The sequence below is a fragment of the Actinobacillus capsulatus DSM 19761 genome (genome assembly GCF_000374285.1).
GTDB lineage: Bacteria > Pseudomonadota > Gammaproteobacteria > Enterobacterales > Pasteurellaceae > Actinobacillus > Actinobacillus capsulatus.
In genome coordinates, this window is sequence record NZ_KB893931.1 from 87,617 (window position 1) to 103,066 (window position 15,450).

Annotated in this window: 10 protein-coding genes and 1 pseudogene; 6 read left to right on the forward strand and 5 right to left on the reverse strand. The window is 40.1% G+C overall.

The features are described from left to right. Positions 1-6 precede the first annotated feature (6 nt). The 3 genes from mukE to parC form a co-directional block, all read right to left on the reverse strand. On the reverse strand, positions 7-720 hold the full coding sequence (gene mukE / locus C228_RS0101840) for a chromosome partition protein MukE (protein ID WP_018651009.1): 714 nt from the start codon (positions 718-720) through the stop codon (positions 7-9). A gap of 79 nt (positions 721-799) precedes the next feature. Beyond that, entirely contained in the window at positions 800-2,131 is a 1,332-nt protein-coding gene (mukF, locus tag C228_RS0101845; RefSeq protein ID WP_018651010.1) for a chromosome partition protein MukF, read from the reverse strand. A 139-nt stretch (positions 2,132-2,270) separates the two neighbouring features. Then, a complete protein-coding gene (parC, locus tag C228_RS0101850; RefSeq protein ID WP_018651011.1) occupies positions 2,271-4,517 on the reverse strand; it encodes a DNA topoisomerase IV subunit A in 2,247 nt (748 codons plus the stop codon). 281 nt (positions 4,518-4,798) lie between these two features. Here parC and pnp point away from each other — a divergent pair, with 281 nt between their 5' ends. From pnp to pdxR, 5 genes are all read left to right on the forward strand, one after another. Then, on the forward strand, positions 4,799-6,940 hold the full coding sequence (gene pnp, locus C228_RS0101855) for a polyribonucleotide nucleotidyltransferase (protein WP_018651012.1): 2,142 nt from the start codon (positions 4,799-4,801) through the stop codon (positions 6,938-6,940). A 64-nt stretch (positions 6,941-7,004) separates the two neighbouring features. Beyond that, complete coding sequence (gene nlpI, locus C228_RS0101860; protein WP_018651013.1) at positions 7,005-7,943, forward strand: lipoprotein NlpI; 939 nt, start codon at positions 7,005-7,007, stop codon at positions 7,941-7,943. Positions 7,944-8,175: 232 nt separating this feature from the next. Then, entirely contained in the window at positions 8,176-10,011 is a 1,836-nt protein-coding gene (locus tag C228_RS0101865; RefSeq protein ID WP_018651014.1) for a DEAD/DEAH box helicase, read from the forward strand. Between the two features lie 17 nt (positions 10,012-10,028). Continuing rightward, positions 10,029-10,628, forward strand: coding sequence for a tRNA adenosine(34) deaminase TadA (gene tadA, locus C228_RS0101870; protein WP_018651015.1), 600 nt, complete (start codon positions 10,029-10,031; stop codon positions 10,626-10,628). A gap of 10 nt (positions 10,629-10,638) precedes the next feature. Further along, a complete protein-coding gene (gene pdxR / locus C228_RS0101875) occupies positions 10,639-12,027 on the forward strand; it encodes a MocR-like pyridoxine biosynthesis transcription factor PdxR (RefSeq protein WP_018651016.1) in 1,389 nt (462 codons plus the stop codon). A gap of 76 nt (positions 12,028-12,103) precedes the next feature. Here pdxR and frr read toward each other — a convergent pair whose 3' ends face one another. Both frr and pyrH read right to left on the reverse strand, forming a co-directional pair. After that, complete coding sequence (gene frr, locus C228_RS0101880) at positions 12,104-12,661, reverse strand: ribosome recycling factor (protein WP_018651017.1); 558 nt, start codon at positions 12,659-12,661, stop codon at positions 12,104-12,106. Positions 12,662-12,866: 205 nt separating this feature from the next. After that, positions 12,867-13,580, reverse strand: a complete 714-nt coding sequence (gene pyrH, locus C228_RS0101885; RefSeq protein ID WP_014991578.1) for a UMP kinase — start codon at positions 13,578-13,580, stop codon at positions 12,867-12,869. A gap of 91 nt (positions 13,581-13,671) precedes the next feature. On the opposite strand from pyrH, the pseudogene C228_RS13150 reads away from it, so the two are divergent. Beyond that, positions 13,672-15,234, forward strand: a pseudogene (locus C228_RS13150) (phosphoethanolamine transferase). Positions 15,235-15,450: the final 216 nt, after the last annotated feature.

Consider the following 15,450-nt stretch of genomic DNA (forward strand, 5'->3'; position numbering starts at 1 on the left):
TAGCCGTTATTCTGTTTCATCTTCTAATTCGTCAGTTGCAGAATTTTCTGCAAATTTGACCGCTTGTTCCGCTAAAATTGCTGGTGTTGTCGCTTCGCCGTCACGAATTAAGCGTAATTGCGCTTCTCGCGGATCATCCCCCACTCGAACATCCGCACCGAAACGGAAAACCGATTCTGAGATGACAAATTTCTTGCTGTTTTGCTCACCGATACGGGTAATGATACCGATACGTGCCAAACGGCGTAACGCACCACCAACTTTCTCGGCTAATTTTGCTTTGTCTAAGTCAGAACCGGTCGAACGAGGATTAACCGCTTTAAGTAGCTTGCTTTCATCGGCAAGATTCATCAGCTCCTCATACACATCGTCTTGACTGAAAATACCTTGTTGTGCCAAACGCTCCGGACTGAGGTAAAGATAGCAAAGCACTTTACCTACTAACATTTCCATTTCCGACATTGCCGAACGAGCAATCAAGGTTGATGCTTTCGGACGTAAGTAGAAAAAGCCTTCCGGCGCACGAATTAATTCCACGTGATAACGGCGGTAAAAACTTTCTAACTCGGTTTGGAAGTCCATTAAAAAAGCGTGTTCATCCAGCTGTTCCGTATTAATGTGGCGACCGGCACGAAGTTGGCTGTCTAGCTCTGGGAAAATCGGGTTGGCAATTGCCACTGCCAATTTTTGAGAAATAACGTCTTGAATTTGCTCTGTCATATTTTACTCTCGTAGGGCAGGCTTTCCGCCTACCATTAAACTTTCTGTTTTTCCAATGGTGGGCAAAATGCCCACCCTACTATTTGTTATATTGGTCGATTACGTTCGCCTGAACTTCGGCTCCATTATCATTAATTGCTTGCCATTCCGGATAAACCGCTTGGCTATCAAGGCTTGCCATACCGAGTTTTACCGCTTGATCCACAATAATTCGTGCTACATCAAAATGACGAGATTGCGGATAGAGTGCCAATTGCTCACGTAATACCACACCGAGATCGATTGGTTTACCTTCCGCTCTAAACGGCGCTAAATGCGCTTGCATTACGCTGATAATTTGTTCTTGAACATCCGAAAGCGATTCATATTCCAACTCACTCGGTAATTCACCGACTGCTTCCGCCTCATTCAGCATCGCTTCATCATCACGCAGATCTAATAGCGATTCCGCTTTCGCAGTATAAAGTAACCAAGGCGCATTGAAATAATCTTGAATAGATTGGCGTAAACGCTGACCGAACACCCGATTTTTATCCATATCAATCGCAGTACGAATAAATTTGTGTACGTGGCGATCATAACCGATCCACAGGTCAATCGCTTGTTGTCCCCAGCTAATGATGCGGTCCAATTTGTTTTGCAGATTAACAATCAGTTGATCAACAAAATCCAAATCATCACGCCCAATCAAGCAGCTTTGGATACGCAGTAATTGCGCCTGTAACTTGTCACCTGCCGCATTAAGCGTATCTTGTAGCTCACGTAAATTACCCGAGGTTTCATCCAGTAACTGTTCACAACTAAGAATCGCTTCATGCCAATTTTGGCTTAACAGTTCGGCAATTCGCTCACGAATTTGGTGTTGATTTTCATCCATTATACGTTGGGAAAGATCGATACTGTCGAAAATTTCCGCTACCGAATATTTAAGCGGTGCAAACACGTTATTACGCCAAAAACGCTCGTCACCGCCCTCTTCTGCCGCCGATGAAGCACGCTGAATCTCGTCCGCTACAATCGAAAGCTGAATGGATAAACGTAAAGTGGAAAACTCCCGCTGGCGCACGTAATAATCCGCCACGCCAACACCTAACGGAGTGACACGATAAATGGCTAAACCTTCGGTAAATTCGCTGGAGAAACGGTTAAGAAAACGCTGTTTAACTAAATCATTAATCGCATTATTGGCACGTTGTGTAAGAGTTGCTTCCGATTGGTTGAATGCTTCTGAAACATAACGGAAAAGATCAACAAGATCGCTTTCTAAAAGCTCTCCGTCCGTTTGCTCGTTATTGTAAATGGAAATCGCCAAGAGAAAGGCAAGGCGATCAGAAGATAACGCAAGTGAAAATTCTCGCTCTTTCGCCCAGTTGATCAGTTCAGGGATTGTCTGTGCCAATTCGTTTTGCATACAGCTTTGTCGTTTGTTGATGAAAAATGGCTTTTATTGTACAGGAATGTGAATCAAATAGGAATGAAATCAAAAAAAGAAGCGGTCAAATTCCGCAAAGTTTTTACGAAATTTAACCGCTTGTCTGATTAGGAAATAATTAGTCTACAATTTCCACTGTCGAAGTCGCGCTTAGGCCTCGTACAAGTTGAGAACCTTTTCTTGCACGTTCACCACGATAATTATCAATATCACTCGGTTTAAGGGTGATTTTGCGTTTTCCGGAAATAAACACTAACGATTGTGTCGGTTTAACCAGTAATAAACGGGCAAGTAATTCATTACCTTCTTTTGCCGCCTGTGCGGAAATATTGATAATCTTATTCCCTTTACCTTTCGAAAGCTGTGGTAATTCGGTGATCGGGAATACTAACATTCGTCCGACACTACTCATTGCAACAAGCGAAAGTTCAGCTTCGTTATCAATTAATTGCGGTGGCAACACTTTGGCATTTTTGGTTAAAGAAATCACTGCTTTACCCGCTTTATTGCGAGAAACTAAATCTTCAAAGCTACAAATAAAACCATAGCCGGAATCCGATGCCATCAGGACTTTGGTTTCCGTGTTCGCCATTAATACTTGCTGAACGGTTGCCCCTTCCGGTAAAGTAATCTTACCAGTAAGCGGTTCACCTTGAGAACGTGCCGATGGTAGCGAAGTCGGATCAAGCGCATAAGCTCGCCCCGTGCTATCTAGGAACACGACCGGCTGATTACTTCTGCCGTGAGCATGTGCAAGATAATCGTCACCGGCACGATAACTTAATCCTTGTACGTCAATATCATGCCCTTTCGCACAACGCACCCAACCTTTTTCCGATAGAATCACCGTCACATCTTCAGTCGGGCTTAAATCACTTTCAGAAATCGCTTTTGCTTCAGCACGCTCAACCAATGGCGAACGACGAGGGCTGGCGAACGCTTTTGCATCCGCCTGAATTTCTTTTTTGATCAACGTATTTAAACGGCGTTCCGAACCAAGCGTTAATTGTAATTCATCACGTTCTTTTTCAAGCTGTAATTTTTCCGCCTGCAATTCGTGTTCTTCCAGTTTTGCCAAATGACGTAAACGTAAATTTAAAATTGCTTCGGCTTGTACTTCGCTCAAATTAAAACGAGCCATTAATGCCATTTTGGGTTCATCTTCATTGCGGATAATTTCGATCACTTCATCAATATTGAGGAAGGTGATCATCAACCCGTCTAAAATATGTAAGCGGTTTAAAATTTTATCTAAACGGTAATTTAAACGGCGTGTTACCGTAGTACGGCGGAATGTTAACCATTCAGTTAAAATCAATTTCAGATTTTTTACTGCCGGTTTACCATCCAGCCCAATCATATTCATATTGACTCGATAGCTTTTCTCCAGATCGGTTGTGGCAAACAAATGATCCATTAACGCCTCAAGATCAATGCGATTTGAACGAGGAACAATCACGATACGAATTGGGTTTTCATGATCCGATTCATCACGAATATCATCCACCATAGGTAATTTTTTATTACGCATTTGGGTGGCAATTTGTTCAATAATTTTTGACGGCGAAGCTTGATGCGGCAATGCCGAAATCACAATTTCTCCGTCTTCTTTTTTCCATACCGCACGCATTTTGATTGAGCCTTTGCCTTGCTCATACATTTTGGCAATATCGGCCTTAGGGGTAATAATTTCCGCGTCGGTCGGATAATCCGGACCCTGCACTACCGTCATTAATTCGGCAAGATTTGCTTTCGGGTTTTCCAACAACATCACGCTCGCATCAGCTAATTCATTAATATTGTGCGGCGGAATATCGGTTGCCATACCGACCGCAATCCCCATCGTACCGTTCAGTAAAATATGTGGTAAACGTGCCGGCAAATATTTCGGTTCTTCAAGCGAGCCGTCGAAATTTGATTGGTAATCAACCGTACCCTGTCCTAATTCGCCAAGCAATACCTCCGCCATTTTTGACAATTTCGATTCGGTATAACGCATTGCGGCGAAAGATTTCGGATCGTCAGGTGCTCCCCAGTTTCCTTGTCCGTCAATCAGCGGATAACGGTAAGAGAACGGCTGAGCCATTAATACCATTGCTTCATAACAAGCGCTGTCACCATGCGGGTGGAATTTACCTAACACATCCCCGACCGTACGCGCAGATTTTTTATATTTTGCCGAAGCATTTAAGCCTAATTCGGACATGGCATAAATAATACGGCGTTGTACGGGTTTTAAACCATCACCGATAAACGGCAAAGCACGGTCCATAATGACGTACATCGAATAGTTGAGGTAAGCGTCTTCGGTGAAACGCTTAATCGGCATTTGTTCAACGCCTTCGTAATTAATTTCTGTACTCATTTTTGCAAATAATTTAGTAAAAAAGACCGCTTATTTTCTATGATTTATGGATATTTGTCCACCTTAAAAATTATAAGCGCTAGGATTTTGTAAAAATCTAACCACCGCTAAAATAATTAACGATTTTCTATAAATTTTTCTGTATAATGGATTCGTTTTATTTCTTGATTTTAGAGAGGCGGCTATCAAAAGCTGTTTGCTAGCACCCAGAGAGTTTTTGTTAGTCGCAATTTAAAGAAATAAAATGAAACGATTAAAAAGTAAATTAAGGAATTTCAAAAATGAATCCAATTGTTAAGCAATTTAAATACGGTCAACATACCGTAACATTAGAAACAGGTGCTATCGCTCGCCAAGCAACGGCAGCAGTTATGGCAAGTATGGACGATACAACTGTATTCGTTACCGTAGTGGCTAAAAAAGATGTAAAAGAAGGCCAAGATTTCTTCCCGTTAACCGTTAACTATCAAGAACGTACTTATGCAGCTGGTCGTATCCCAGGTGGTTTCTTCAAGCGTGAAGGCCGTCCGTCCGAAGGCGAAACATTAATCGCTCGTTTAATTGACCGTCCTATTCGCCCACTTTTCCCAGAAGGCTTTTTCAACGAAATCCAAGTGGTTGCAACCGTTGTTTCTGTAAACCCTCAAATTAGCCCAGATTTAGTCGCAATGATAGGTGCTTCAGCAGCACTTTCATTATCAGGTGTACCTTTCAACGGTCCTATCGGTGCGGCACGTGTTGGCTTCATTAATGACCAATTCGTACTTAACCCAACTATTTCAGAACAAAAACAAAGCCGTTTAGATTTAGTGATTGCCGGTACAGATAAAGCGGTATTAATGGTTGAATCTGAAGCGGATATTCTTTCTGAAGAACAAATGTTATCAGCGGTTGTATTCGGTCATCAACAACAACAAGTTGTAATCGAAAACATCAAAGAATTCGTAAAAGAAGCAGGTAAACCGCGTTGGGATTGGGTTGCTCCAGAGCCGAATACTACATTAATCAATCAAGTTAAAGCATTAGCGGAAGCGCGTATCGGTGACGCATACCGTATCACTGAAAAACAAGCACGTTATGAACAAATCGATGCAATTAAAGCAGACGTTATCGCACAATTAACCGCACAAGACGAAACAATTTCTGAAGGTGCAATCGTTGATATCATTACCGCTTTAGAAAGTTCTGTAGTGCGTGGTCGTATTCTTGCAGGCGAACCACGTATTGACGGTCGTACCGTAGATACAGTTCGTGCGTTAGATATTTGTACCGGCGTTTTACCTCGGACTCACGGTTCTGCGATCTTCACCCGTGGTGAAACACAAGCATTAGCAGTTGCGACTTTAGGTACTGAGCGCGATGCGCAAATTATTGACGAATTAACCGGTGAGAAATCTGACCGCTTCTTATTCCACTATAACTTCCCTCCATATTCTGTAGGTGAAACAGGTATGATCGGTTCGCCAAAACGTCGTGAAATCGGTCACGGTCGTTTAGCAAAACGTGGTGTGTTAGCGGTAATGCCAACGGCGGAAGAATTCCCATATGTAGTACGTGTGGTTTCTGAAATCACCGAATCAAACGGTTCATCTTCAATGGCTTCTGTATGTGGTGCATCTTTAGCATTAATGGATGCTGGCGTGCCAATTAAAGCGGCAGTTGCCGGTATTGCAATGGGCTTAGTAAAAGAAGAAGAGAAATTCGTAGTACTTTCAGACATCTTAGGTGATGAAGACCATTTAGGCGATATGGACTTTAAAGTAGCCGGCACACGTGAAGGTGTAACTGCACTTCAAATGGACATCAAAATCGAAGGTATCACTCCGGAAATTATGCGTATTGCATTAAACCAAGCGAAAGGTGCTCGTATGCACATCCTTGGCATAATGGAACAAGCAATTCCGGCACCTCGTGCAGACATTTCTGATTTTGCGCCTCGAATCCACACAATGAAAATTGATCCGAAGAAAATCAAAGATGTTATCGGTAAAGGTGGTGCGGTAATTCGTGCATTAACAGAAGAAACCGGTACTTCAATTGATATTGATGACGACGGCACTGTGAAAATTGCGGCAACTGATAACAATGCAGCAAAAACTGTAATGGCTCGTATCGAAGATATTGTTGCAGAAGTTGAAGTAAATGCGATCTACAAAGGTAAAGTTACTCGTGTTGTAGACTTCGGTGCATTTGTATCTATCTTAGGCGGTAAAGAAGGCTTAGTTCACATTTCACAAATCAAAAATGAACGTGTTGAACGTGTTGCCGACTACTTAAGCATAGGTCAAGAAGTGACTGTGAAAGTGGTTGAAATCGATCGTCAAAACCGTATTCGTTTAACGATGAAAGACATCAACAATGATGCTGCAACCCCAGCAGAAGAAACTGAAGCTCAGCCCCAAGAGCAACAAGCTGAGATCTAATCGCACTCACACAATCTATCCTCTTTAGCAGAGGGTAGATATTTTCTCAAAGGCTGCTTATCTAATGTTTTCACTGATATTTAAAGTGTTTCATATCCGCTTCTTAATGTTCAATCTTTTCACATTCTTATTTCTGACCGGTTGTGTCAATCGCAATATTTCAGAAATGGTTTCGTCAAATCATTTAGCATTAGCCGAATTAAACCCGCAATTACGCTTTGAACAAGAAGTGATGGTTGTTCGTTTAACACAGGTATTACAAGAAGCAAAATTAAGCCCTGCCGAACGTGCAGATCTTCATTTTGAACGAGGTGTGCTCTATGACAGCTTAGGGTTATGGTCACTTGCTCGTTATGATTTTGCTCAAGCTATCGGTCTCAGTCAAAAAATGGCTGCAGCTTATAACTATATGGGTTTATATCTGTTACTTGAAGATGATTACGACAGCGCTATTGATGCCTTCAATGCCGTATTGGAACTTGATCCAAACTATAATTATACCTACTTAAACCGTGGTTTAGCTTTTTATTATAGTGGACGTTATTCGGAAGCAGAACGTGATTTATTGCGTTTTTATGAAGAAGAAAAGCAAGATCCATATCGTGCATTATGGTTATATTTCAATGAGTTAGAACTCAAACCTAATGAAGCAAAAGCAAATCTAATTGTTCGAGCCAAATCATTATCTCCAGATTTTTGGGGAACAAATGTGGTACATTATTTCTTAGGGGAGTTAACTCTTGGACAACTTCGTGATAGAATAGAAAAAGAAGCGAAACCAAATACTGCTTCTTATGCGGAAATTCTAACCGAAACGTATTTTTATCTAGCAAAACAACAACTCAAACTAAATAAAACGGACGAAGCAACTACGCTTTTCCGTCTCTCTCTTGCAAATCAAGTGTTTAACTTTGTTGAGTATCGTTTTGCCTTATTTGAGCTTTCTCAGCTACGTAGTAATAGCGCAGCAGCTCAAATTACTCCCGTTGTTGGGAATAATTAGGACGATTTAAACGGTCTAATTTTGCAAATTTTTTGTAAAAACAGACCGCTTCAACTCTTCTTTGGGACAAATTGTTAAAAGCATCTGATTTGCTTCATTACTTTATTTTTTCTTTCCTAAACTCAACAATTTATTATCAATTGATAATGGAGCTTGAGATAATTTGTTATGCATTGTAATCCATAATTAAATTATCTATGTTAAGTCCATTACCCATTACTTATGGTTTTTTATGACAACTAATTCTTTAACTTTCGCAGACTTAGGTCTTCCACAATCAATTCTTGACGCAGTAAATGAAATCGGCTTTGTAAACCCATCGCCAATTCAACAAGAAACAATCCCACATTTATTGGCTGGTCGTGACGTACTTGGTATGGCACAAACCGGTAGTGGTAAAACAGCAGCATTCTCTTTACCGTTACTTGCACAAATTGATCCAACACAACGCCACCCACAAATGTTAGTGATGGCACCAACTCGTGAATTAGCGATCCAAGTAGCAGATGCGTGCGAACAATTTACTAAAAATATGAAAGGCGTGCGTGTTGTAACCGTTTACGGTGGTCAACGTTATGACATTCAATTACGTGCACTAAAACAAGGTTCGCAAGTTATTGTTGGTACTCCGGGTCGTATTCTTGACCATATTCGTCGTGGCACATTAGATCTATCTGCACTTCAATCTATCGTATTAGATGAAGCGGATGAAATGTTACGTATGGGCTTTATTGACGATGTTGAAACAGTGATGGCGGAATTACCGGAAAATCACCAAACAGCATTATTCTCTGCGACGATGCCTGAACCGATTCGTCGTATTACTCGTCGCTTTATGAAAGATCCGCAAGAAGTTAAAATTCAAGCAACTCAACGTTCTGCGCCAGATATCACGCAAAGCTACTGGCTAGTAAACGGCTTCCGTAAAAATGATGCATTATTACGTTTCTTAGAAGTAGAAGAATTTGATGCTGCAATTATCTTTACCCGTACCAAAACCGGTACAATTGACATTACCGAATTATGTGAGCGTAACGGCTACCGTGCAGCGGCACTAAATGGTGATATGACTCAACAGGCACGTGAGCAAACATTAGAAAAATTAAAATCAGGTCGTTTAGATATCTTAGTTGCAACCGACGTTGCAGCTCGTGGTATTGATATCGAACGCATCAGCCTTGTAGTAAACTTTGATATTCCGTTAGATGCGGAATCTTATGTTCACCGTATCGGTCGTACCGGTCGTGCCGGTCGTTCGGGACGTGCGTTATTATTCGTAGAACCTCGTGAACGTCGTTTACTGCGTAATATCGAACACTTAATGAAAAAACCGATCGATGAAGTGGCAATTCCAAATCACGAAATTCTAATGGAAAAACGTCGCGAGAAATTCAAAGCACGTGTTTCAGCACAATTAGAACACCACGATTTAGAGAAATACCGTGAATTACTTGAAGATTTATTTACTGCCGACCAAGACCACGAGGAATTAGCAGCGGCAATGATGATGATGCTTCAAGAGAAACAAAAACTCATTCTTCCGCCGGATCCGGAAATTCGTGCAGCTCGTGGCGAACGTGGTCGCAGAGACCGTAATGACCGTCGTGGTGGCCGTGAACACCGTGAAAATAACGGGGTAGCAATGGATTTATATCGTATCGAATTAGGTCGTGAAGACGGTGTGGAAGTACGTCATATCGTAGGTGCTATCGCTAACGAAGGCGATATTAGCAGCCGCTATATCGGTCACATTAAATTACACGATACTTACTCTACCATTGAGTTACCACAAGGTATGCCGAATCACATCGTGCAACACTTTGCACAAAAAGCACGAGTGTTAAATAAACAAATGCAAATGTCTTTATTAGGCCCTGCAGGCGGTGTGAATAGCCAACCGTTTGAAGAACGCCGTGGTGGCACTCGTCGCAATGACCGTTCTGATCATCGTGGTTACAGCGATCGTGGTGGTCGTTCTGACCGTCGTGAAGGTGGCTTTAACGACCGTAAAAAAGGCGGTTTTAAAGAAAAACGTTTCAATAGCAAAGGTCGTGGTCGTCGTGACTAATTCACGTTGTTAACTAAATGCCCCAGTTTTGGGGCATTTTGCTATCCAATCAAGCGGTTAAATTTTTTCTAATTTTTACGATTATGTTTATCAAACCTCAAACGACCCAATGTTCACTAGCCATCTCAGCACAAGATATTCACTTTATGCAATATGCTTTAGCATTAGCGGATCGTGCGGAAGCAATAGGTGAAATTCCTGTTGGCGCAGTTCTGATCGATAGCGATGGAAACATTATTGGTGAAGGCTGGAACCAAGTGATTCAACTTGCCGATCCTAGTGCGCATGCAGAAATGCTTGCAATACGTCAAGCAGGTAAAGTACAAAATAACTATCGCTTATTAGGTTGTACTCTATATGTCACTTTAGAACCTTGCACTATGTGTGCCGGAGCTATTTTACATAGTCGCTTACATCGCTTAGTTTTTGGTGCGAGTGACTATAAAACCGGTGCTATCGGTTCGAGATTTCATCTGTTTGAAGATTACAAAATGAACCATTTTCTTGAAATTCGAGGAGGAGTATTAGCGGAAGACTGTAGCCAAAAAATCAGCCGATTCTTTCAACGTCGTCGTCAAGAACAGAAGCAACAGAAACAAACAATCTCAAGCTCTTAGGTAATATCCGGTGAAAAAATTAAGCTATCTACTCAATAAGCAGCAAACTACACCACTTTATTTACAACTTTATCAGCAAATCAAGCGGTCTATTTATAGCCAAGAATTGCAACTTGGCGATAAATTGCCGTCTAAGCGTCACCTCTGCGAACACTTACAAATCAGCCAAAACACGGTGGAAAGTGCCTATGCACAGCTGTTAGCGGAAGGCTATATCGAATCCAAGCCTCGCAGCGGTTTCTTTGTCTGTTTTCAAGCTGAGCTGACTTATCCGAGTGCTAATGTCGTAAAAAATTTTATAAATTCGACCGCTTCTACAAAGTATGAGATAGATTTCAACTCAAATAAAATCGATAGCCAATCTTTTCCATTGAACCGTTGGAAAAAGTGTGCCAATTGGACAAATAAAGATTTTTTAAATATGGGTGACAAGCAAGGCGACCTCAATTTACGTCAACAGATCTCCCAATATTTATTGGCTTCACGCGGGGTAAATTGCGAGCCGGAACAAATCGTGATTGGAGCGGGCGTAGAAAGCTGCTTACAGCAATTGATTTTATTATTTCAACAGCTCAACCCTACTATGAATTGGGCGATGGAATCTTACGGTTATCCTACGGTAGAAAAATTGTTGAATCTCTATCAAAAGCCGATTTTTAAAATGCCATTCAGCTCGGAAAATTATCAACTAGATATACCTTTCTTGGAACAGAACCAAATTAACGTCGCTTATTTAACCCCCTCACATTTATATCCGTTCGGCCATATTTTAACAATCGGACAACGCCAACAATTACTCGAATGGGCGACAGCACAAGACGGGCGCTATATTATTGAAGACGACTATGACAGTGAGTTCCGTTATACCGGCAAACCGATTCCCTCATTGCAAAGTTTAGACCGGCAAGATAAAGTGATCTATTTAGGATCATTTTCTAAATTACTTATGCCCTCGTTGCGGATTGCTTTTTTAGTGTTACCACGCAATTTATTAGCAGCATATCAACAATATTGTGCCTTTTTTAATGCTTCAGTTTCACGGTTGGAACAACAGCGTTTAGCCAAATTTATTCAATCCGGTGAATTTGAAAAGCACATTAACCGAATGCGTAAAGTATACCGCCGTAAAATGGAATTATTGTGTGAGCTACTCTCGCTCCATACTAAACAGATTAAATATTATGGCGAACATTCCGGCTTCTATTTACTGATCGAATTATTAAACGAAACAAGATCATTAGATCAATTAGTTGAACTGGCAAAAACACAGAAAATTAAGGTCTATCCGATTCATCATCAGCAACGCAGATTATTTAGTTTAGGTTTCGGCCATTTATCGAAGGAACAGCTTCGGGAAGGATTGAATAAGTTGTTGCATTGTTGGGATATTGCTCGCTAGCAAGCGGTCAAATTTAGCGATTTTTTGCAAAAATAAAGGCACGTAAATACGCGCCTTTTTCTTCATTCAGCAAAGATTAGAAATCTAATAATTCTTTTTCTTTTGCCGCTAATACTTCATCGACTTTTTTCACATAGCCGTCAGTGATTTTTTGGATTTCATCTTGTGCTTTACGCTCTTCGTCTTCACTGATTTCTTTATCTTTTAATAACGCTTTGATCTGGTCATTTGCATCACGGCGTACGTTACGAATCGCCACTTTACCTTGCTCGCCTTCTGCTTTTACTATTTTAATTAAATCACGACGACGTTCTTCTGTTAATGGTGGAAGTGGAACACGGATTGTTGCACCAGCTGATGAAGGGTTTAAACCTAAATCAGACGTTAAAATCGCTTTTTCTACTGCGCTAATTAAAGAACGGTCAAATACGTTTACCGCTAATGTACGCGCATCTTCCGCAACCACGTTTGCTACTTGACGAAGTGGTGTCGCAGAACCGTAATATTCTACTTGGATACCGTCTAAAAGGCTTGGTTGTGCACGACCGGTACGAATTTTAGAAATATGGCTTTTTAACGCTTCTAAGCTCTTTTCCATACGATCTTGCGCATCTTTTTTAATTTCGTTGATCATTTGTTGTTCCTTTCAATATTTGAGTCAATAAACTTGCCAATTCTACCTAAATCCCTTTCATTTTCATAGTCCTAACACCAAATTTCTCGTTTTGTTCAAACATTTTACAGACGTTAAAAGCAAATAACAGGCAATAAAAAACGGTCTGTTTTCCTGATTTGCAAATCATTAAAGAAAACAGACCGCTTGTAGATCATTCAGATAATTAAGAAATAATCGTACCTTCAGTTGTACCAGTTACCACTTGTTTTAATGCGCCCGGTTTAACCATATTGAATACACGAATCGGCATACTATGATCACGCGCCAACGTAAATGCCGCTAAGTCCATTACTTGTAACTCTTGGTCGATAACTTCCGCATAGCTTAATTGGTTGTAAAGTTTCGCATCAGCAAATTTAGCCGGATCTTTATCATATACACCGTCAACTTTAGTTGCTTTTAATACCACATCCGCTTCAATTTCGATACCACGTAAACACGCTGCAGAGTCTGTGGTAAAGAACGGACTACCTGTACCGGCAGAGAAAATCACCACACGTTTTTCACGTAACATTTTGATCGCTTCAGACCAGTTATAAGTATCGCAAATACCGTTTAATTGGAATGCCGACATTAATTTTGCATTTACATCAGCACGGTGTAATGCATCACGCATTGCTAAACCGTTCATTACAGTTGCAAGCATGCCCATATGGTCGCCCACAACACGGTTCATACCCGCTTTTGCTAATTTTGCGCCACGGAACAAGTTACCGCCACCAAGCACAACGCCAACTTCTACGCCCATTTCTACTAATTCTTTTATTTCTAACGCCATACGATCCAAAATTGATGGATCGATGCCGAAGCCTTCATCACCTTGTAGCGCTTCGCCACTTAACTTTAATAAAATACGGTTGTAGATTGGTTTACTCATTTTAATTGCCTCTTAACTGTATGGACTAAACACAAAATTACGTTATTATAGAGCAATCCTGCTCTACGATAAACTGAAAAATTTTAACAAAATGAAATCAATCTCTGTTTTTAGCGTTATTGCTGCATTTCTGTTAGCAACATTTGCCAGCTACTTAATGTTGATAGGTTCAGGATTTTTTCCTAAACCGACTATTTTGGAAATACTGTTCGGTATATTCTTAATTATTGTGCTTACCAGCAACAAATGGACTTACTACTTTCTGTTACTACCAATTAGCATTAGTTACGCATTATACACACCCGTTGGGCTTAAGTTCGGCAAGCCAACTTATGAATATATTGCCTCCATTTTTGCAACCGATATGATGGAGAGTAAAGAATTCATTACTCAATTTCCTATACTCCATATTTTGGCAGGCATTGCGATTGTGCTAGCGGTCATTTTTTACCGAAAAATTACACATCGCTAAAATATTCATTTTTTAAAAAACAAGACATTTGTAATAGTGGCATTTGTACTTATGCTATTCTCACTTGCTCCATTTAAATTCTTCCAAGAATTTTATCAATCAAGCCTAAAAGTGAAAAAAGAGTTAGATGTATTGAATAATTTAACGCTAGATTCCGAATGGGGAGAATCGACACTAGGTGAAAGCTCAACTTACGATGACTATGTACTAATTATGGGTGAAAGTGCAAGAAAAGATTACCACCATGCCTATGGCTATCCCATTCCCAACACACCGTTTATGAGTTCAGCAAAGGGTACGCTTGTTGATGGTTTAACCTCAGGGGGAACAAATACTATCGCTTCATTACGTTTAATGCTAACTAAGCCCGATACAAAAAAATGGGAGGCAAATTATCAATTAACACTCATAGATTTAATTAAATCTGCAGGCATTAAAACCTATTGGCTTTCTAACCAAGGCTATTTGGGAAATTATGATACGCCTATTTCCTCTATCGGCAATAAGAGTGATGTAAAAATTTTCACTAAAGCAGGAGACTCGCTTAATACGAATGTTAGTGATTTTGAGCTGTTTCCTCACTTTGCCAAAGTAATCGAAGAGCCTACTAAGGGTAAACCTTTTATTTTCTTACATTTATACGGCTCACACTCTATTACTTGCGATCGCTTAACCGATTACCCAAAAATATTTGATGATGAAAAGTTGCCTAAACGCTATTTTAATGTGAATTGTTATATTTCTTCTATTAAAAAAACCGACGAGTTATTGAATCGTGTTTATGAAATATTAGTGGAAAATCAAAAAATTAATCAACGCTCTTTCTCAATGATTTATCTATCTGACCATGGCTTATCACACGAAATATCTAAAGAGAATATTGTGATTCATAACGGAAAAGACAGAAGCCGATTACATTACGATATTCCACTGTTTAAAATATCAAGCGATGATACAACACGTAATGTTCATAAAGCATTTAAATCAGGGTTAAATTTTACAAACAGTATTGCAAATTGGATCGGTATTGAGAATACTTTATTAGATAAAGAGATTAATCTCTTTAATAACAAAAGCGATAAAAGCGATTATGGCTTAAAGAAAATTATTAAGGAAAATTGCACAGTAGACGATCCTGCTGTACCAATTCCTAATAGGCATTTATATAAAGCAACTAAATAATTACAAAAATTTAGCAGCTGTGTTGCTACATTATTCTTTGTTTCTTAAAAACTAAAAAGCAAGATTTTTGATCTGCACACCAAAAGTTAGGCTAACAACCAACTGATTAAGATGCAGATTTTATGACAAAATATAACCAATCTTTCAAACAAAGCGATCGGGTTTTATCTTCAAAGTGACAAAGCTTGCTGATACAAGACTAATATTACATTCCGC